18 protein-coding genes and 1 tRNA gene are annotated in these 17,692 nt (G+C 64.1%); 7 read left to right on the forward strand and 12 right to left on the reverse strand.

Annotated features, from left to right (window positions below):
• Nucleotides 1–137: 137 nt before the first annotated feature.
• From JY500_RS04020 to JY500_RS04040, 5 genes are read right to left on the reverse strand one after another with little or no spacing between them, the layout of a single operon-like run.
• Nucleotides 138–530 (reverse strand): YidB family protein, encoded by a 393-nt coding sequence (locus JY500_RS04020; protein ID WP_206255139.1) that lies wholly within the window; start codon nt 528–530, stop codon nt 138–140.
• Between the two features lie 60 nt (nt 531–590).
• Entirely contained in the window at nt 591–1,739 is a 1,149-nt protein-coding gene (locus JY500_RS04025) for a glycosyltransferase family 4 protein (protein WP_206255140.1), read from the reverse strand.
• A 9-nt stretch (nt 1,740–1,748) separates the two neighbouring features.
• Nucleotides 1,749–2,117, reverse strand: a complete 369-nt coding sequence (locus JY500_RS04030) for a diacylglycerol kinase (RefSeq protein ID WP_172204631.1) — start codon at nt 2,115–2,117, stop codon at nt 1,749–1,751.
• Entirely contained in the window at nt 2,084–3,292 is a 1,209-nt protein-coding gene (locus tag JY500_RS04035) for a glycosyltransferase (RefSeq protein ID WP_206255141.1), read from the reverse strand. Before JY500_RS04035 ends, JY500_RS04030 begins: the two co-directional genes overlap by 34 nt.
• Before the next feature lie 3 nt (nt 3,293–3,295).
• Nucleotides 3,296–4,075 carry a UDP-2,3-diacylglucosamine diphosphatase gene (locus JY500_RS04040; protein ID WP_206255142.1) on the reverse strand — a complete coding sequence of 260 codons (780 nt, stop codon included), beginning with the start codon at nt 4,073–4,075 and terminating at the stop codon, nt 3,296–3,298.
• Nucleotides 4,076–4,239: 164 nt separating this feature from the next.
• Between JY500_RS04040 and rpiA the strand changes: the two genes are divergently transcribed.
• Nucleotides 4,240–4,914, forward strand: a complete 675-nt coding sequence (rpiA, locus tag JY500_RS04045) for a ribose-5-phosphate isomerase RpiA (protein ID WP_206256400.1) — start codon at nt 4,240–4,242, stop codon at nt 4,912–4,914.
• A gap of 48 nt (nt 4,915–4,962) precedes the next feature.
• The gene (gene phoU / locus JY500_RS04050) at nt 4,963–5,640 is read left to right on the forward strand and encodes a phosphate signaling complex protein PhoU (protein ID WP_172204639.1); all 678 of its coding nucleotides are present in this window, start codon (nt 4,963–4,965) and stop codon (nt 5,638–5,640) included.
• 59 nt (nt 5,641–5,699) lie between these two features.
• Here phoU and JY500_RS04055 read toward each other — a convergent pair whose 3' ends face one another.
• Entirely contained in the window at nt 5,700–5,882 is a 183-nt protein-coding gene (locus tag JY500_RS04055) for a hypothetical protein (RefSeq protein ID WP_172204641.1), read from the reverse strand.
• Between the two features lie 161 nt (nt 5,883–6,043).
• Here JY500_RS04055 and galE point away from each other — a divergent pair, with 161 nt between their 5' ends.
• Together galE and JY500_RS04065 are read left to right on the forward strand one after the other, a co-directional pair.
• On the forward strand, nt 6,044–7,081 hold the full coding sequence (galE, locus tag JY500_RS04060; protein ID WP_206255143.1) for a UDP-glucose 4-epimerase GalE: 1,038 nt from the start codon (nt 6,044–6,046) through the stop codon (nt 7,079–7,081).
• Between the two features lie 11 nt (nt 7,082–7,092).
• Nucleotides 7,093–8,529, forward strand: coding sequence for a mannose-1-phosphate guanylyltransferase/mannose-6-phosphate isomerase (locus JY500_RS04065; RefSeq protein ID WP_206255144.1), 1,437 nt, complete (start codon nt 7,093–7,095; stop codon nt 8,527–8,529).
• 79 nt (nt 8,530–8,608) lie between these two features.
• On the opposite strand, the gene secF is transcribed toward JY500_RS04065, so the two are convergent.
• The 5 genes from secF to queA form a co-directional block, all read right to left on the reverse strand.
• Nucleotides 8,609–9,547: a protein translocase subunit SecF gene (secF, locus tag JY500_RS04070; RefSeq protein ID WP_172204647.1), complete on the reverse strand. Its 939-nt coding sequence runs from the start codon at nt 9,545–9,547 to the stop codon at nt 8,609–8,611.
• Nucleotides 9,548–9,610: 63 nt separating this feature from the next.
• Nucleotides 9,611–11,467: a protein translocase subunit SecD gene (gene secD, locus JY500_RS04075; RefSeq protein ID WP_206255145.1), complete on the reverse strand. Its 1,857-nt coding sequence runs from the start codon at nt 11,465–11,467 to the stop codon at nt 9,611–9,613.
• A 62-nt stretch (nt 11,468–11,529) separates the two neighbouring features.
• On the reverse strand, nt 11,530–11,859 hold the full coding sequence (yajC, locus tag JY500_RS04080) for a preprotein translocase subunit YajC (RefSeq protein WP_172204651.1): 330 nt from the start codon (nt 11,857–11,859) through the stop codon (nt 11,530–11,532).
• Between the two features lie 105 nt (nt 11,860–11,964).
• The gene (gene tgt, locus JY500_RS04085) at nt 11,965–13,077 is read right to left on the reverse strand and encodes a tRNA guanosine(34) transglycosylase Tgt (protein WP_172204653.1); all 1,113 of its coding nucleotides are present in this window, start codon (nt 13,075–13,077) and stop codon (nt 11,965–11,967) included.
• The gene (gene queA, locus JY500_RS04090) at nt 13,074–14,105 is read right to left on the reverse strand and encodes a tRNA preQ1(34) S-adenosylmethionine ribosyltransferase-isomerase QueA (protein WP_206255146.1); all 1,032 of its coding nucleotides are present in this window, start codon (nt 14,103–14,105) and stop codon (nt 13,074–13,076) included. Before queA ends, tgt begins: the two co-directional genes overlap by 4 nt.
• A gap of 52 nt (nt 14,106–14,157) precedes the next feature.
• On the opposite strand from queA, the gene JY500_RS04095 reads away from it, so the two are divergent.
• Nucleotides 14,158–14,244, forward strand: a tRNA-Leu gene (locus JY500_RS04095).
• A gap of 114 nt (nt 14,245–14,358) precedes the next feature.
• Nucleotides 14,359–14,736 (forward strand): YbaY family lipoprotein, encoded by a 378-nt coding sequence (locus tag JY500_RS04100; RefSeq protein WP_172204657.1) that lies wholly within the window; start codon nt 14,359–14,361, stop codon nt 14,734–14,736.
• A 44-nt stretch (nt 14,737–14,780) separates the two neighbouring features.
• On the opposite strand, the gene cobA is transcribed toward JY500_RS04100, so the two are convergent.
• Entirely contained in the window at nt 14,781–15,554 is a 774-nt protein-coding gene (gene cobA / locus JY500_RS04105; protein ID WP_206255147.1) for a uroporphyrinogen-III C-methyltransferase, read from the reverse strand.
• 176 nt (nt 15,555–15,730) lie between these two features.
• Here cobA and JY500_RS04110 point away from each other — a divergent pair, with 176 nt between their 5' ends.
• Nucleotides 15,731–17,629, forward strand: coding sequence for a potassium transporter Kup (locus JY500_RS04110; protein ID WP_172204661.1), 1,899 nt, complete (start codon nt 15,731–15,733; stop codon nt 17,627–17,629).
• Nucleotides 17,630–17,692: the final 63 nt, after the last annotated feature.

Genomic DNA, 17,692 nt, shown 5'->3' on the forward strand with positions numbered 1-17,692 from the left:
CGCCAAGCGGTGCAGCGGGCTGCGCCGGGAGATTGCAGTGGGGGGGCATGCGTGTCTGGCGGACCATGATCTGACGGATCTTACAGAAACGTCATTTCGATGTGCGACTTGAGTTGCCCCTGCCGAGGCAGGCACGATCAGCGTCCGAACAAGCTCCCCAATCCCTGCGAGAGCAGATCGCTGGCGCCTTCCACCGAGCCGCCCGGCGTGAGCGTATCGACCAGCTGTGGCAACCCTTGTGCGAGCTGGTTGGTCACGGTGCCGGCATCCATGCCCAGCGCGGCTGCAAGTTTGCCGATCACCGCAGGGCCAAGCGCCGCGGACAGCTGATCAGCCGAAACCGGCAGGTTCGCGCCCGTGCCCACCCAGGACTTCACCTGATCGGCCAGCCCGCCCTGGTTAAGCTGGGCCAACAGGCCGGCCAGCCCGCCTTCGTGACTCTGCAAGAGCTGCTGCGCAATCTGCAGCACCGGGCTGGCGCCGTCGCTGCCGCCCAGCAGTTCGCCCGCGAGTTGATCGAGTAGTCCCATGGCTGCCTCCGCATACGTCTACAGCCTTAACTCAAGGCGAGATCCCGTGATTTGCCAAGCTCATTCTTTGGTGGATGCTCGGCGGGAGATTGTCTCCCGCAAGCTCGCCTCGAAGTCTGCGACGACGGCCTCCCACGCCAGCGGCAGCACGCTGCGCCGTGCTGCCTCGCCCAGCGTGGCGCGCAGCTCGGCGTCTTGGGCAAGGCGCACGGCGGCGGCGATGAACCCGGCTTCGTCGCCTTCGGGCACGGTGGCGCCGTTCTCGCCGTTGCGGATCAGCAGCGCGGCGGCGGCGCAGTTGTAGGCGGCGACGGTGAGTCCGCTGGCCATTGCCTCGACGGTGACATTGCCGAAGGTCTCGGTGAGGCTGGGGAAGAGGAACAGGTCGGCCGACGCGTAGTGCGTTGCAAGGTCGGCGCCGTAACGGGCGCCGGCGAAGTGGTGATCCGGGTGCGCGCGGGCGAGGCTGTTGCGGGCCGGGCCGTCGCCGACCCACACCATGCGCGCATTCGGCATCGCGGCGTTGATGTGGCGGAAGCTCGCCTCAACCAGTGAAAGGTTCTTCTCCGGCGCCAGGCGGCCGACGTAGAGCACCGCGAGGCCGTCCGGCGCCACGCCCCAGCGTGCGCGCAGCGAGGCGTCGCGGCGCATCGGCGAGTACAGCTCGGTATCCACGCCGCGCCCCACCACGCGTACGCCGGGAATACCCTGGTCGCCCAGCGCGCCGGCGAGTTCGGGGGTTGGAACCAGCGTGGCATCCGCGCTGCGGTGGAAGTGCCTCAACCAGCGGGCGATGGCCGGTTTGAGCACCCCGGCGCCGTAGTGGCGCGAGTAGCGATCGAAGTTGGTGTGGTAGCCGGAGCTGATCGGAATGCCCAGCTTGCGTGCCGCCTGGATCGCGGACCAGCCGAGCGGGCCTTCGGTGACCACATGGACTGCGTCCGGCCGCTGGATCGACCAGCCGCGGTGCAGGTAGCCACTGGCGGGCAGGCCAAAGCGAAGGCCCGGATACCCGGGCAGCGGCAGGCCGCCAACCAGCCACTCGTCGGCGAGCGGTGTTTCGCGCCGCTGCTGGCGTGGGCGTACGACGGTGATGCGGTGGCCGCGGCCGCGCATGCCGTGGATCAGGCGCTGCACCGTCATGGCAACGCCGTTGACCTCCGGCGGATGGGTTTCGGTGACAACGGCAATGCGAAGCGGAGCGGGCATGGTCGATCCTCAGGCAAGCAGTACACAGGCCCACACGACGACCACGTTGCTCAGCGCGACGAACACGGCGGCGCTGCCGATGTCCTTGGCGCGCTTGGAGAGCGTGTGGCTGTCGAGCGAGATGCGGTCGATCGCGGCCTCGATCGCGGAGTTCAGCAGTTCCACGATCAACACCAGCAGCACGCTCGCGATCATCAGTGCGCGCCCCAGCATGCTCACTGGCAATAGCAGCGCGGCGGGGATCATCAGCGCGGCGAGCAGCGCCTCCTGCCGGAAGGCGTCTTCGTGGCGGTAGGCTGCGCGGAAACCCTCCATCGAATAATGGAAGGCGTTCCACAAGCGCCTTAGGCCTGTCTTGCCTTTGAAGGGGCTTTCCATGCGGGCTCCTGGCTGGAATGGGCGAGCCGGACTTCGCGGTATAGCGCCGCGAGACGGGCAGTGAGGGTGAGGTCCGACCAGTCGCGCGCGAGTGCGCGGGCTTCGTCGCCGAGACGGGTGCGCAAGGCGCTGTCGCTGGCGAGCCGGGCCATCGCGTCGCCGAAGGCGGCCACCTCGTCTGGCGGCACCAGCGCACCACGGCCGGCGCCAAGCAGGTCGCAAGTACCCATCTCCGCCAGTGCGACGACCGGCAGGCCGACCGCCATGGCCTCGATCAACACCAGGCCCTGGGTCTCGGTGCGGGAGGCGAAGGCGAACAGATCCGCCGCGGCGTAGCAGTCCGGCAACTCGCGTGCGCGGTCGAGGTAGCCGATGAAGCGCACATGCTCGCTCTGGCCCAGCGTGTGCGCCTTCTCGCGCAGCGATTCAAGTGCTGGCCCTTCACCCGCCACCACCAGCAGCAGGCGGGGTTGGACAACGCGGGCGTGCGCCAGCGCCTCGATCAAAAAGCCGATGTTCTTTTCGTGCGCGGCGCGGCCGACGAACAATGCGACCGGTTGATCCGGTGGAATCCGGTAGCGCGCGCGAAAGCGTGCGCGGTGGCTGGCGCGGTCGCACAGCGCGAACTGGCTGATCGGCACGCCGGTTGGCAGCACATGCAGCGGGGCAGTGATGCCGTAGTCGCGCAGGCGCTGCGCCATCGCGTTGGAGGGCACGATCGTCGCGTTCAATGCATTGCATTGGCTGCGCGACAGTCGCCGTGCCAGGCCGCGCAGCCAGGCTTCGGGCAGGAAGCGTGCATACAGGTGCAGGTACTCCTCGAACAGCGTGTGGTAGGTGGCGACCACCGGAAGCCCGTAGCGCCGTGCTGCGGCGAGACCCGCGTAATGCGCGGTGAAGGGCGTCTGGATGTGGATCAGGTCGGCGTGCTGCGCGGCGGTCATCACCGCACGCCGCACCCGAAAGGGGGCGACGAAGCGGTCTTCCGGGTCCATCGGCACGCGCCAGCCGGGCAGGCGCGTGATGCCGGGCTCGCCGTCTTCATCCTCATAGCGCGGCACCACCAGTTGCACGTCCACGCCGTGCTCGGCCAGACCGCGACGGTGGGTGTCGATCGCGGTCGACACGCCATTTACGCGTGGAAAAAACACATCGGACACCATCAGCACGCGCATCAATCAGGCTTTCTCAAGAAGTTCGGGGCTGGGCAGGGCGGCGGTTGCCGCGCCGCGCCAGGTCACCAGTTCAAGGCGGCCGTCGAGGTGTTCGACGATGCCGGTGCAGGAGTCCACCCAGTCGCCGCAATTCACATAGGTCAGACCATCGACCTCACGAATCGCGGCCCAGTGGATATGGCCGCAGATCACGCCGTCGAGCTTGCGGTCGCGCGCCGCGTGGATCACCGATTCCTCGAAATCGAAGATGAACTGCAGCGCGGTCTTGACCCGCCGCTTGGCGTAGCCGGCAAGCGACCAGTAGCCGGCCCAGCCGAGTCTGCGACGCACCCATGACAGGACGATGTTGAGGCGCACCAGCAGCGTGTAGGACATGTCGCCGAGCACCGCGACCCAGCGGTGATAGCGGGTTACCTGATCGAACTCGTCACCATGCACGAGCAGGAAGCGGCGGCCGTCTGCGGTGGTGTGCACATGTTCGTGTTCGACGCGGATGTCACCGAATACGGTGCCGCAGTAGTCGCGCAGCGCCTCGTCGTGGTTGCCGGGGATGAAGACGATCTCTTCGCCATGGCGGGCGCGCCGCAGCAGCTTCTGCACCACGGTGTTCTGCGCCGCGCTCCAGTGAATGCTGCGGCTCATCGCCCAGAAATCGATGATGTCGCCGATCAGGAACACTTTGTCGGCGGGGTGTTCGCGCAGGAAGTCGAGCAGTTGCTCGGCTTGGCAGGCGCGGGTTCCGAGGTGGATGTCGGATAGAAAGAGAGTTCTCACGCGCGGCATGGCGGCGGATCTTCCGGGCCGCGTGTTGCAGGGGCATGACGATGTCACGCCACTTCGATGACGCCGTTGCCCGACGCGTGGCGCCGATGCTGCGGCTTTCCGGCGAGGCTGCGCGCGCTTCGCTACAATCGCTGTCCGACTGCTGCAATGCTCACGAACCCATCATGAACCAGGATCAACTCAAGCAACTCGTCGCACAGGCTGCGGCGGACTATGTCGCGGCCAACGCTCCGGAGGGCTGCGTCTTGGGCGTCGGCACCGGCTCGACGGCCAACCTCTTCATCGACGCGCTGGCGCCGATCAAATCGCGCTTTGTCGGTGCGGTGGCGAGTTCCGAAGCCAGCCGTGTGCGGCTGGAAGGCTTGGGGATCCGCGTGCTGGATCTCAACGAGGTCACTGAGATTCCGATCTATGTCGATGGCGCCGATGAGGTGGACCCGGGCCTCAACGCGATCAAGGGCGGCGGCGCAGCGCTGACGCGCGAGAAGATCGTTGCCGCCGTGGCGCGCGAGTTCGTTTGCATCGCCGACGCGAGCAAGAAGGTCGGCGTGCTCGGCAAGTTCCCGCTGCCGGTGGAGGTGATCCCGATGGCGCGCGAACATGTGGCGCGCGAACTGCGCAGGCTGGGCGGCGATCCGCGCTGGCGTGAGGGTGTGGTGACCGATAACGGCAATGTCATCCTGGACGTGCATGGTCTCTCCATCACCGATCCGGCCGCGCTGGAAAGTACCATTGACCACATCACTGGCGTCGTCACGAGCGGCTTGTTTGCCCGTCGCGGTGTTGATCTCCTGCTGATCAGCAGCCCGAGCGGTGTCGAGCGACTGTCACGCAGTTGAAATCTTGGGTGCGTAACCTCTCCGGGTTATGCGTGAAAGGATTGAGGCATGACCGAACACACTTCCAAGCAGTTCGACCTTGAGCTGGAAAGCATCCGCACCCGCGTGATGCAGATGGGCGGACTCGTAGAACAACAGATTTCGCGCGCGATCGAAGGCCTGATCGACGGCAATCAGGATCTGATCGAGCGCGTGATCGAGGACGATCATCGGGTCAATGCCCTCGAAATGGACCTCGACGAGGCCTGCTCGCAGGTCATCGCGAAGCGCCAGCCGGCGGCGATAGATCTGCGTCTGATCTTCGCGGTGCTCAAGGCGATCACCGACCTGGAACGCATCGGCGACGAAGCGAAGAAGATCGCGAAGATGGCGAAGGCGATTCATGGCGGCGCGCTAGCGGTGCCGCGGGTGCAGCTGTCGCATATGTCCGAGATGGCGATCAACGAACTGCGTCAGGCGCTCGACGCCTTCGCTCGCCTCGATACCGATGCCGCCGATGAGGTGGTGCGTTCGGACAAGTTGATCGACGCTGAATTCAAGGGCGTGATGCGCCAGGTGATCACCTTCATGATGGAAGACCCGCGCACGATTTCGGGCGGTATCGACATCATCTTCGTCGCCAAGGCGCTCGAACGCATTGGCGACCACGCGAAGAACATGGCGCAGTACGTGTTCTACATGGCGCGCGGTGAAGATGTGCGCCATGTGAAATCAGTTGCTGGCTGATATTCGCCGGCGCAAAAGAAAAGGGCGGCTGTGGCCGCCCTTTTTCATTGCGGGGTACGTCAGACGACCCAGCTGATGCCCGCTTCGTCGCCGTCATCGTCGCCGTATGGGTCGGCCAGTTCATGTTCGTGCAGTTCGGCGCGGCGCATCGCGCGTGCCAACTCGGCATCGCTGATGCGCAAGACCGGGTCGTTCGCCGCGGGGCCGCGATTCGGCACCGGCAAGGGGGAGAAACAGATCATCTGGGGCCTCGTGTCGTGTGTGTGCATAGCCACCATAGGCGCCGAGTGTTGCAGGCGCGTTTCATGCTAGAAGGTTCTGCGGATCTGTCTGTGATGCTTCTCCTTTTGCAGCGCAGCAGAATCCATGACAATGGAAAGCTAGGCTGTCAAAGGAACGCTCAATGATTTTCGTGACTGGTGGCGCTGGCTACATCGGCTCCCACACCTGCGTCGAACTGCTGCAGGCAGGATACGACGTTACCGTTTTCGATAACTTCAGCAATAGCCACCCTGAGGCGCTCGCGCGTGTCGAGCGCATCACCGGTCGTACGCTGCGCCACGTACGCGGCGACATCCGCGACCGCGCTGCGCTCGTGGCTGCATTGCGTGAGTCCGGCGCTGAGGCGGTGATCCACTTTGCTGGCCTGAAGGCGGTTGGCGAATCGGTCGAGAAACCGCTCAGCTACTACGACAACAACGTTGTTGGCACGCTACGTCTTCTCGAGGCGATGGCCGAATGCCAGGTCAAGTCGTTGGTGTTCAGCTCATCGGCCACCGTGTATGGCGATCCGCAGCGCCTGCCGCTGACCGAGGATCATCCGCTGTCGGCCACCAATCCGTATGGCCGCACCAAGCTGGTGATCGAAGACATGCTGCGCGACTTGGAGCGCAGCGACCCGTCCTGGCGGATTGCGATCCTGCGTTACTTCAATCCAGTTGGCGCGCACGAGAGCGGCCTGATCGGTGAAGACCCACAGGGCATCCCGAACAACCTGATGCCCTTCGTCGCGCAGGTGGCGATCGGCCGGCGTGAGTTCCTGAATGTATGGGGCGACGACTACCCGACACCGGACGGCACCGGCGTGCGCGACTACATCCATGTGGTCGATCTCGCACTGGGCCATCTTTGCGCACTTGAGCGGCTGCGTCGCGAGCCGGGCTGCCTGGCCGTCAACCTTGGCACCGGCCAGGGCTACAGCGTGCTCGACATGGTGGCCGCATTTGAGCGCGGCAGCGGCCGCAAGGTGGCTTACCGCATCGCGCCGCGCCGTGCGGGTGACGTAGCCGCCTGCTATGCGGACCCCGCACTGGCCGCCGAACGATTGGGTTGGCGCGCGACGCGCAACCTTGACGCAATGTGCGCTGATACCTGGCGTTGGCAGCAGAAGAATCCCCATGGCTATGCGACCCACGCAGATGGTGTCGCCTCCCCCGCGTAAGGAAAACAAACATGACGATTCAATCCGTAATTCTGTCGGGCGGCTCCGGCACCCGACTCTGGCCGGCTTCCCGTGAGCAGTATCCGAAGCAGTTGCTGGCGCTGACAGGCACCGACACGCTGCTGCAGGCGACCGCGCGCCGGCTGGATGGCTTTGACGCCGCCGTGGCGCCCGACACCATCGTCGTCAGCAACGAGGAATATCGTTTCGTGATCGCCGAGCAGTTGCGCCAGCTTGGCAAGCGCGGCCGCATCGTGCTGGAGCCCGCTGGCCGCAACACCGCGCCGGCGCTGACGCTGGCGGCGCTGCTCGCGGTGCGTGATGGCGCCGACCCGGTGCTGCTCGTGATGCCGGCTGACCATGTGATTCCCGACGTCGCGCGTTTCCAGACCGCGATCGCAGAGGGCGCGGGTCTTGCAGCGAACGGTGCGTTTGTCACCTTCGGTATCGTGCCCGACCGTGCCGAAACCGGCTACGGCTACATACGGACTGGCGATAGCGTCGCTGGCGCGGCCAGTGCACGCGCGATCGATGCGTTCGTCGAAAAGCCGGATGCGGCAACAGCCGCGAAGTATGTCGCCGCCGGCGACTATCTGTGGAACAGCGGAATCTTCATGATGAAAGCCTCGCGCTGGCTGGCTGCGATCGAGCGTTTCAATCCGGAAATGGCTGCGGCCTGCCGCCGCGCGATGGACAGCGCAACCGACGACGCCGACTTCGTGCGCGCCGACAAGGCGGCTTTCCTGACTTCGCCGTCGGACTCGATCGACTACGCGGTGATGGAGAAGTTGCCCTCCGCTCCCGAGCTCGGCCGTGGCGTCGTGGTTCCGATGGCCGCGGGGTGGTCCGACGTCGGTGCCTGGGATGCGCTGTGGCAGGTCTGTGAGAAGGACGCAGCCGGCAACGTTGGTCGTGGCGACGTGATGTTCGAGTCCAGCGAAGACACGATGGTGATGGCCGAATCGCGCCTGGTTGCTGCAATCGGTCTCAAGGACATGGTGGTGGTCGAGACACCGGACGCGGTGATGGTGGCGCACAAGCGCAACACCCAGGACGTCAAGAAGATCGTCGCCCGCCTGAAGGCGGAAGGTCGCTCGCAGGCAAATAGCCACCGGAAGGTGTTCCGCCCCTGGGGGTGGTACGACTCGATCGATAATGGCGAGCGCTTCCAGGTCAAACGCATCGTCGTGAATCCGGGTGCGAAGCTTTCGCTGCAGATGCACCATCACCGCGCCGAGCACTGGATTGTCGTCAAGGGCACGGCCGAGGTGACCAACGGCGATCAGGTCTTCCTGCTGACCGAGAACCAGTCCACCTACATCCCGCTCGGGCATACGCATCGTCTGGCCAACCCGGGCAAGGTACCGCTCGAGATCATCGAGGTGCAGTCCGGTTCCTATCTGGGCGAGGACGACATCGTGCGCTTCGAGGACACCTACGGGCGTTGAGACCGACTGCCGCCGCATCGCGCGGCTGCAATGAAAAGGGCCGCATAAGCGGCCCTTTGTTTTTCTTGCGAAGCGTGCGTCAGACGACGGCTTCTTCCTTCTTCTTCGGCTGAATGATGAACTGTTCGCGCTTGACGCCCAGCCACTTGGCAAGCGGGGCTGCGACGAGCACCGAGGAGTAGATGCCGAACAGGATGCCGATCGTCAGCGCGAGCGCGAAGTAGAACAGCGTCGGGCCGCCGAACACCAGCATCGACAGCACCATCATTTCGGTCGAGCCGTGCGTGATCATGGTTCGCGAGATCGTCGACGTGATCGCGTGGTCGATGACTTCCTCGACCGACAGGCCGCGCTTGCGGCTGTTGCGGAAGGTCTCGCGCACACGGTCGAACACGACCACTGATTCGTTCACCGAATAGCCCAGCACTGCGAGCACCGCAGCCAGCACCGGCAGCGAGAACTCCCACTGGAAGAAGGCGAAGAAGCCCAGGATGATCACGACGTCGTGCAGGTTGGCGACGATCGCGCTGACTGCAAGGCGCCACTCGAAGCGCACTGCGAGATAGGCGACGATGCCGGCCACCACCAGCAGCAACGCGAGGCCACCGTCGGAAGCGAGTTCCTTACCAACCTGCGGGCCGACGAATTCCACGCGGCGCAACTCGGCGGTGGGCCCTTCAACCTTCGCCAGCGTGGCTTTCACGCGCTCCGAGATCTGCGCGCTCGACTCGCCTTCGCGGTTCGGCAGACGGATCATCACGTCGCGCGAGCTGCCGAAGTTCTGCACCTGGAAGTCGACGAAGCCGTCGTTGCTCAGGGCCTTGCGGATGGGCTCAAGCTGCGGGGCGGTAGCGTAATTCACCTCCAGCACCGTGCCGCCGGTGAATTCGATCGAGAAGTGCAGGCCGCGCGTAGCGAGGAAGAATACGGCTGCGACGAAGGTGATCAGCGAGATGACGTTGAAAATCAACGCATGCCGCATGAACGGGATGTCTTTCTTGATGCGGAAGAATTCCATGTTGGCTTCCGTTATGAAACAGGATTCAAAGGCGGGCGGCCGCGGCCGCCCGCGTGTTGTTGCTTACTCTTGCGTGTCGGCAGCGGGGCGCCAGATCTGGCCAATTGCGATCGACTGCAGCTTGCGACGGCCGCCGTAGATGAAATTGGTGACCATGCGCGACACCAGCACCGAACTGAACATCGAGGTCAGGATGCCAAGGCAATGCACCACCGCGAAGCCGCGCACCGGGCCGCTGCCAAAGATCAGCAGTGCGATACCGGCAATCAGCGTCGTGACGTTGGAGTCGAGAATCGTGCCGAAGGCGCGTTCGTAACCCGCGGCGATTGCGGCTTGCGGTGTCGAACCGTTACGCAGTTCTTCGCGAATCCGCTCGTTGATCAGCACGTTCGCGTCAATCGCCATACCCAGGGTGAAGGCGATCGCCGCAATGCCAGGCAGTGTTAGGGTTGCCTGCAGCAAGGACAGCAAGGCCAACAGCAGCAGCAGGTTCGCGCCGAGGGCGATCACCGATACCAGGCCGAACACCATGTAGTAGATCACCATGAAGATCGCGATGGCGATGAAGCCCCACATCGTGGACTTGAAGCCCTTTGCGATGTTGTCGGCACCAAGGCTCGGGCCGATCGTGCGTTCCTCAATGATGTCCATCGGCGCAGCCAGCGAGCCAGAGCGGATCAGGATCGCCAGGCTCGTCGTCTCGTCCGGCGAGAACTGGCCGGTGATCTGGAAGCGGTTGCCGAACTCGCCCTGAATCGTGGCGACCGAGATCGCCTCGCCCTTGCCGCGTTCATACAGGATGATCGCCATGCGCTTGCCGACGCTGTCACGGGTGACATCGCGCATGATGCGGCCGCCGGCGGCGTCCAGGCTTACTGCAACAGCGGGTTGCTGGTTGCTGTCGAAGGTGGCGTCGGCACCGTTGAAGCGGTCGCCGGTCAGCACGATCTGCTTCTTCACTGCAACCGGGATCACCGAGCCATCGCGACGGCGCTCCGGAATCACATCCACGCCGACGCTGCTGCCACTTTGCGTGGCGGCTTCATCGACCATGCGCACTTCCAGCGTTGCGGTGCGGCCGATCAGCGATTTCGCCTTGGCAACGTCCTGCACACCCGGCAGCTGCACCACGATGCGGTCCGCCCCCTGCTGCTGGATCACCGGTTCGGCCACGCCGAGTTCGTTGATCCGGTTGTGCAGGGTGACGATGTTCTGCTTGATCGCGTCTTCCTGGATGCGGCGCTTGGCCTGTTCGGTCAGCGTGCCGACGATCAGTTGCTCGTCCGCTTCGGTCTTGTCGACCAGTTGTAGATCGGGCAGGCGATCGCGAATCACGTTGCGTGCCTTGTCGCGGGTCGCGACGTCGCGGAAGCGGACAACCAGCGACTCGCCGTCACGCACGATGCCGCCGTGGCGGATGTCCTTCTCGCGCAGCATGGTGCGCATGTCGCCGGTGGTCGAGTCGAGGCGCTTCGTGATCGCGCCCTTCATGTCCACCTGCAGCAGGAAGTGTACGCCACCGCGCAGATCGAGGCCGAGGTACATCGGCAGCGCATGGATCGCGGTGAGCCATTTCGGGCTCGCCGACAGCAGGTTCAGCGCAACCGTATGGCCAGGGTCTTTCGGATCCGGGTTGAAGGCGTGCTCCAGCGCATCCTTCGCTTTGATCTGCGCGTCGGTGCTGCCAAGACGCACGCGGACCGAGTTGTTGTCGAAGAACACGCCGTCGTGACTGATGCGCGCGTCGGACAGCGCTTTCTCGGCGGTCGCAAGTGCGGATTCGCTCAGGCGGATCGTCGACTTTGCGCTCGATACCTGCACCGCAGGCACTTCGCCGAAGTAGTTGGGCAGCGTGTAGAGGATGCCGAACAGCAGAACCACCAGAATCAGGAGGTTCTTCCAGAGGGGGTAACGGTTCATGGTTTGGGACCGGGCGAGGGGGCGGGCGGCGGGAGGCTCGGGCCTCCCAGCCGATGAATGGCTCAGGCGCTCTTCAGCGTGCCCTTGGGCAGAACCGTGGCCACGGCGGCCTTCTGAACCAGCACTTCGACGCCATCGGCGATCTCGACGCGGACATAGCTTTCGCCGACGCTCGCCACCTTGCCGGCGACGCCGCCTTGGGTCATGACTTCATCGCCCTTTTGCAGCGCTTCCAGCACGGCCTTGTGTTCTTTGGCCTTCTTCATCTGCGGGCGAATCATCAGGAACCACAGGATGCCGAACATCAGGATCAGCGGCAGCAGGCCCATGATGCCGCCGGTCGGGTCAGCCGCGGCACCCGCGGTCTGGGCATAGGCGTTGGAAATCAGCACGTTACACTCCGATGAATGGATTTATTCACAAACCGCCGAGTATAGCAGCGCGCAGCGTCGCGCCCGGGACGCTGCCCGGGCCGAACACGCGGCTCTTGCGCGGCGTCAGTCAATGCCGCGGGCGCGGCGGGCGTGGAAGTCGGCAACAAATGCGTTGAACCGGTCTGCGTCGATCGCCTCGCGCATCTCGCGCATCAGTTGCTGGTAATAGTGCAGGTTGTGGATCGTCATCAGGCGCGGGCCCAGCATTTCGGTCGCGCGATCCAGGTGATGCAGGTAGGCGCGTGAGAAGTGCCGGCAGGTGTAGCAGCTGCAGGCCTCGTCGAGCGGCCGCGGGTCGTTGCGGTGCTTGGCGTTGCGGATCTTGAGGTTGCCCCATTGCGTGAACAGCCAGCCGTTGCGGGCGTTGCGGGTCGGCATCACGCAGTCGAACATGTCGATGCCGCGCGACACGCCGTACACCAGGTCCTCCGGCGTGCCAACGCCCATCAGGTAGCGTGGCTTGTCGGTCGGAAGCTTTGGTGCGGTGTGCGTCAGGATGCGCTCCATCTCTTCCTTGGGTTCGCCGACCGACAGGCCGCCGATGGCGAAACCATGGAAGCCGATATCCGCAAGCCCGGCCAGCGATTCGTCGCGCAGGTCTTCATGCATGCCGCCCTGCACGATGCCGAACAAAGCGTTGGGGTTCTCCAGTCGATCGAATTCGTCGCGCGAGCGTCGCGCCCAGCGCATCGACAGGCGCATGGACGTGGCGGCGGTGGCGTGATCGGCGGGGTAGGGCGTGCATTCGTCGAAGATCATCACGATGTCGGAGTTCAGTCCGCGCTGGATGCGCATCGATTCCTCCGGCGTCAGCATCAGCTTCGCACCGTCGATTGGTGACGAGAAGCGCACGCCCTCTTCGGTGATCTTACGCAACGCCCCGAGCGAGAAGACCTGGAATCCACCCGAGTCGGTCAGGATCGGCTTGCGCCAACCCATGAAGTCGTGCAACCCGCCAAAGGTCTTCATGACCTCCATGCCGGGGCGCAGCCAAAGGTGGAAGGTGTTGCCGAGGCAGATCTGCGCGCCGATGTCGTCGAGCTCGTGCGGGCTCATCGCCTTGACGGTGCCGTAGGTGCCGACCGGCATGAACACCGGCGTGTCCACCACGCCATGGTTGAGTTGCAGGCGGCCGCGACGGGCGCCGTCTGACGTGCGCAGAAGATCGAATTTCATGTGGAAGCCTTGTCGAGCAGCATGGCATCGCCATAGCTGAAGAATCGATAGCGGTTTGCGATGGCGTGTGCGTAGGCGTTGCGGATCGTATCGAGGCCCGCGAAGGCGGATACGAGCATCAGCAGCGTCGAGCGTGGCAGGTGGAAGTTGGTGATGAGGCGGTCGGCGACGCGGAACTGGAAGCCCGGCGTGATGAAGATGTCGGTCTCTTCCGCGCCAGCCTTCAATTCGCCGTCGCGCGCCGCTGATTCGAGCGCACGCAGGCTCGTCGTGCCGACGCACACAACGCGCCCGCCGGCCGCACGGGTTGCCGTGATTGCGGCAACGGTGTCTTCCGGAATCACGTACCACTCCCGGTGCATGACGTGGTCTTCGATGCGCTCGACGCGCACTGGCTGGAACGTACCGGCGCCGACGTGCAAGGTTACCGCTGCGGTCTTGACGCCGCGCGCTGCCAGCTGATCGAGCACCGTCTGGTCGAAGTGAAGCCCGGCGGTCGGCGCTGCGACCGATCCAAGGTGTCGTGCATAGACCGTCTGATAGCGTGCCTCGTCTGCTTCGGCCGCGGCGCGGTCGATGTAAGGCGGCAGCGGCAGACGGCCGTGGCGCTCGATCAATTCAATGACCGTCGCTTCCTGCGGAAAGCGCAGATGAAAGAACTCGCCCACGCGGCCGAGCACTTCCACATCGAAGGCGTCCATCAAAGTCATGCGGCTGCCGGGCTTGGGCGACTTGCTCGCACGCACCATGGCCAGTGCTTCATGGTCGCCAAGTGGGCGCTCGATCAGCACCTCCACTTCGCCGCCGGTCGATTTCCGTCCATACAGACGTGCATGCAGCACACGACTGTCGTTGAAAACCAACAGATCGCCGGGCGCGAGAAGGCTTGGCAGATCCCTGAAGCTCAGGTCCTCAAGCGTGTCCGGAGCAACGCGCAGCAGGCGACTGGCGCTGCGCTCGGCCAAAGGGGACTGCGCGATCAGTGTCGGCGGCAGGTCGAAGTCAAACTCTGAAACAGTTAACGGCATGAGCTTTGCTTGATGAGGGGGCGGTTTTCCGGGATAATGACTGACTTTCCGCGCCGGGATGGCGGAATCGGTAGACGCAGCGGATTCAAAATCCGCCGGTGGTAACACTGTGAGGGTTCGAGTCCCTCTCCCGGCACCACTTCACGACGCTTGAAATCTCAGGGCCCGCCCCCAGATACGCGTCGAACCCCTGATTTTATTGAGTCCCATGGCTGCAGGCAAACCAAACGCCCGGCGTCGCACCGCTTTTGCTGTGCTGGCGCTCGCAATGGCCGGAGTCGGTTCCCTGCCGGAAACCGCTCACGCCACCGTTCGCGGTCGTATCAACTACGGTGATGGCATGGCGCTGCCGCCGCAGGCCGTGATTGACATCGAGCTGACCGACATCTCCAAGTCCGGCGCGCCGGCGCAGGTGCTCGCGCGCATGCGGCTGTCGGCTGAAGAGGATGGGCCAATCCCGTTCGAAATCTCCGTGCCGTCCGCACGGATCGACCAGCAGCGCACCTACGTGCTGTCGGCTCGGATCTCCTACGGCGGGAAGTTGCTCTATACCAACACCACGACTCATCGCGTCCTGACTCAGGGTGCGCCAATCAAGGTCGATCTGCGCGTCGAGCGCGTCGCGGCCTGATTGATTTCCTCTGTGTCGGATCCGCTGTACAGGCGGGTCCGACATCAGCGCGGCAGGTCTTCGAACCAGTTGAGCTGCTCGCGCAAGTTCACGACCTCGCCGATGATCAGCAGGGCGGGGGGCTTCAGGCCGGCTTGCGCCACTTTCCCAGGTAGATCCTCTAGCGTGCCGACGATGGTGCGTTGCGTCGGTAGTGTTGCGTGCCGCACCGCGGCGGCGGGTGTGCTGGCGGCGAGCCCATGCGCCACCAGCTGCGCACTGATAACGGGCAACGCGCCGATTCCCATGTAGATCACTACCGTCTGGTTCGGGCGTGCCAACGCCGGCCAGTCGAGATCGCAGCTGCCGTCATGAAAATGGCCGGTTGCGAATACGCAGGTGCGCGCTACCTCCCGATGCGTCAGCGGTATCCCCGAGAACGCGGCGGCACCGCTCGCGGCCGTCACACCCGGTACGACCTCAAACGGAATGCCGGAGCCGATCAGTTCTAGGATTTCCTCCCCGCCGCGCCCGAAGATGAACGGATCACCGCCCTTGAGCCGCACGACACGCTTGCCTGCCTGAGCGAGGCGCACCAGGAGCGTGTTGATCGACTCCTGTGGCAGTGTGTGATTGCCGGCTTCCTTGCCGACATAGATCTTCTCTGCGTCAGCCGGGATCAGCGCCATCACGCCATCCCCGACCAAGTGGTCATAGACCACGGCGTCCGCTTGACCGATCATGCGAGCGGCACGCACCGTCAGCAGATCGGCTTCACCGGGGCCCGCGCCAATTAGGTAGACCTTGCCGGCTGGAATCGGTGGTTGGAGGGCGTCCATGCAATCGTGACTCGTACGCTTGAATTGCGGCCGAGTGTAGCACCGACACCCCATTCGCCTGCCCACGCCGCAGTGCCTGAGCGAACTTGGGTGCGGTGCAACGGGGACACGCCTATAATCCGCGCCACTTTTATTGCAGGGCAGCACCGGGCGCTCGTTGGCCCGCTCCATCGAACATGCAGAACACCCCAAACGGATCCCACGCCGGGCAGCAATCCTCCGGTCGCCTTGCGGCACTGACTGTCGCCGCCATCGGCGTGGTTTTCGGGGACATCGGCACCAGCCCCCTGTATACGATGAAAGAGGTGTTTGGCTCGCACGGGCTGGAGCCTTCACACGCCAACGTGCTCGGGATTCTGTCGCTGGTGTTCTGGGCCCTGATCATCATCGTGGCCCTGAAGTACGTTGTCTTCATCATGCGGGCCGACAACCGCGGCGAGGGCGGCATCATGGCCCTCATGGCGCTCGCCCAGCGCACCGCCGCCAAGGATCCGCGGGCTTTGTGGTGGCTGACGGCGGCCGGTCTGTTCGGGGCGGCACTGTTTTACGGCGACGGGGTGATCACGCCGGCGATCTCGGTGCTTTCCGCGGTCGAAGGGGTGGCCGTAACGCAGCCAGCCTTTGCGCCATTGATCCTGCCCTTGTCACTTGTCATCATCGTGTTGCTGTTCGCGTTCCAGAGCAAAGGAACGGCGAGCGTGGGTGCGCTTTTCGGCCCGGTCATGATCATCTGGTTCATTACGCTTGGTGTGCTCGGCCTGATCAAGATCATCGAGATGCCAAGCGTCCTGCTGGCGCTCAACCCGTTGTACGCCTTTCAGTTTCTCGCGGAGCACCGACTGCACGGCTTCCTGGTGCTGGGCTCGGTCGTGCTGGCGGTGACTGGCGCCGAGGCGCTGTATGCGGACATGGGCCATTTTGGCCGCAAGCCGATCAAGCTTGCCTGGTTCGGCTTGGTCTTGCCTTGCATCTACCTGAACTACCTTGGTCAGGGTGCGCTGCTGGTGTCGGATCCGGCGGCGGCACGCAATCCGTTCTTCCTGCTCGCGCCGCCCTGGATGCTCTACCCGATGGTGGGGCTGGCAACACTGGCCGCGATCATTGCTTCACAGGCGGTCATTTCCGGCGCTTTTTCGCTGACTCGCCAGGCGATGCAGCTCGGCTACTGCCCGCGCTTCAGCCTGATTCACACCTCGGCGCGCGAAATCGGCCAAGTCTACGTGCCGGGCATCAATTGGGGGCTCCTCGGTGCGGTGCTCGCGCTGGTCATTGGCTTCAAGTCGTCGAGTGCCCTGGCGTCGGCCTACGGCATCGCGGTCACCCTGACGATGTTGATCGATACCGTGCTGGCTTTCATCGTCGTGCGCAGTCTGTGGGGATGGTCTGGCTTGCAGGGCGGGCTCTTTCTTGCCGGTTTCCTGATCGTCGACCTCGCCTTTGTTTCAGCCTGCTCGGTCAAGATTCTCGATGGCGGTTGGTTCCCCCTAACCATGGGACTGGGCGTGTTTCTGCTGCTGGCGACCTGGCGCCGTGGCCGCCAAGTCGTTGCGGAGCGCACCCGCACCGACACGATCCCGCTTGAGCTGTTCATTCAGTCGCTGTTTCACTCGCCGCCACAGCGGGTCTCGGGCACGGGCATTTTCATGACGACCAACCCGGACGGCGTACCGCGCGCGCTGCTGCACAACTTGTTGCATAACAAGGTGCTGCATGAGCGCGTCGTGCTGCTGACCGTGGTGACTGAAGATGTTCCCTTCGTCCCCGAGATCGATCGCGTCTGGGTCGAGCATCTCGACTACGGCTTCATGCGCATTTCGGTGCACTACGGCTTCAAGGACGATCCGGATATCCCGGCAGCCTTGATCCAGGCGCAGAGCCAAGGTTTCGAGTTCGAGATGATGGAAACCTCGTTCTTCCTTGGCCGCGAGAAGCTCATTCCGCGCATCAAGGGTGTCATGCCGATGTGGCGCGAGCGCCTTTTCATCTTCATGTTCCGAAACTCGGGCAGCGCGGCGGACTTTTTCAGGATTCCAGCCAACCGGGTGGTGGAATTCGGAACACAAGTCGAACTGTGACGGTGCGCACGTGGGCGCGCGTTTTCTTTTCGTGAAATGTTGTCAAGCTTTTGTTTTAATTGA

It is taken from the genome of Niveibacterium microcysteis, assembly GCF_017161445.1.
GTDB classification, from domain to species: domain Bacteria; phylum Pseudomonadota; class Gammaproteobacteria; order Burkholderiales; family Rhodocyclaceae; genus Niveibacterium; species Niveibacterium microcysteis.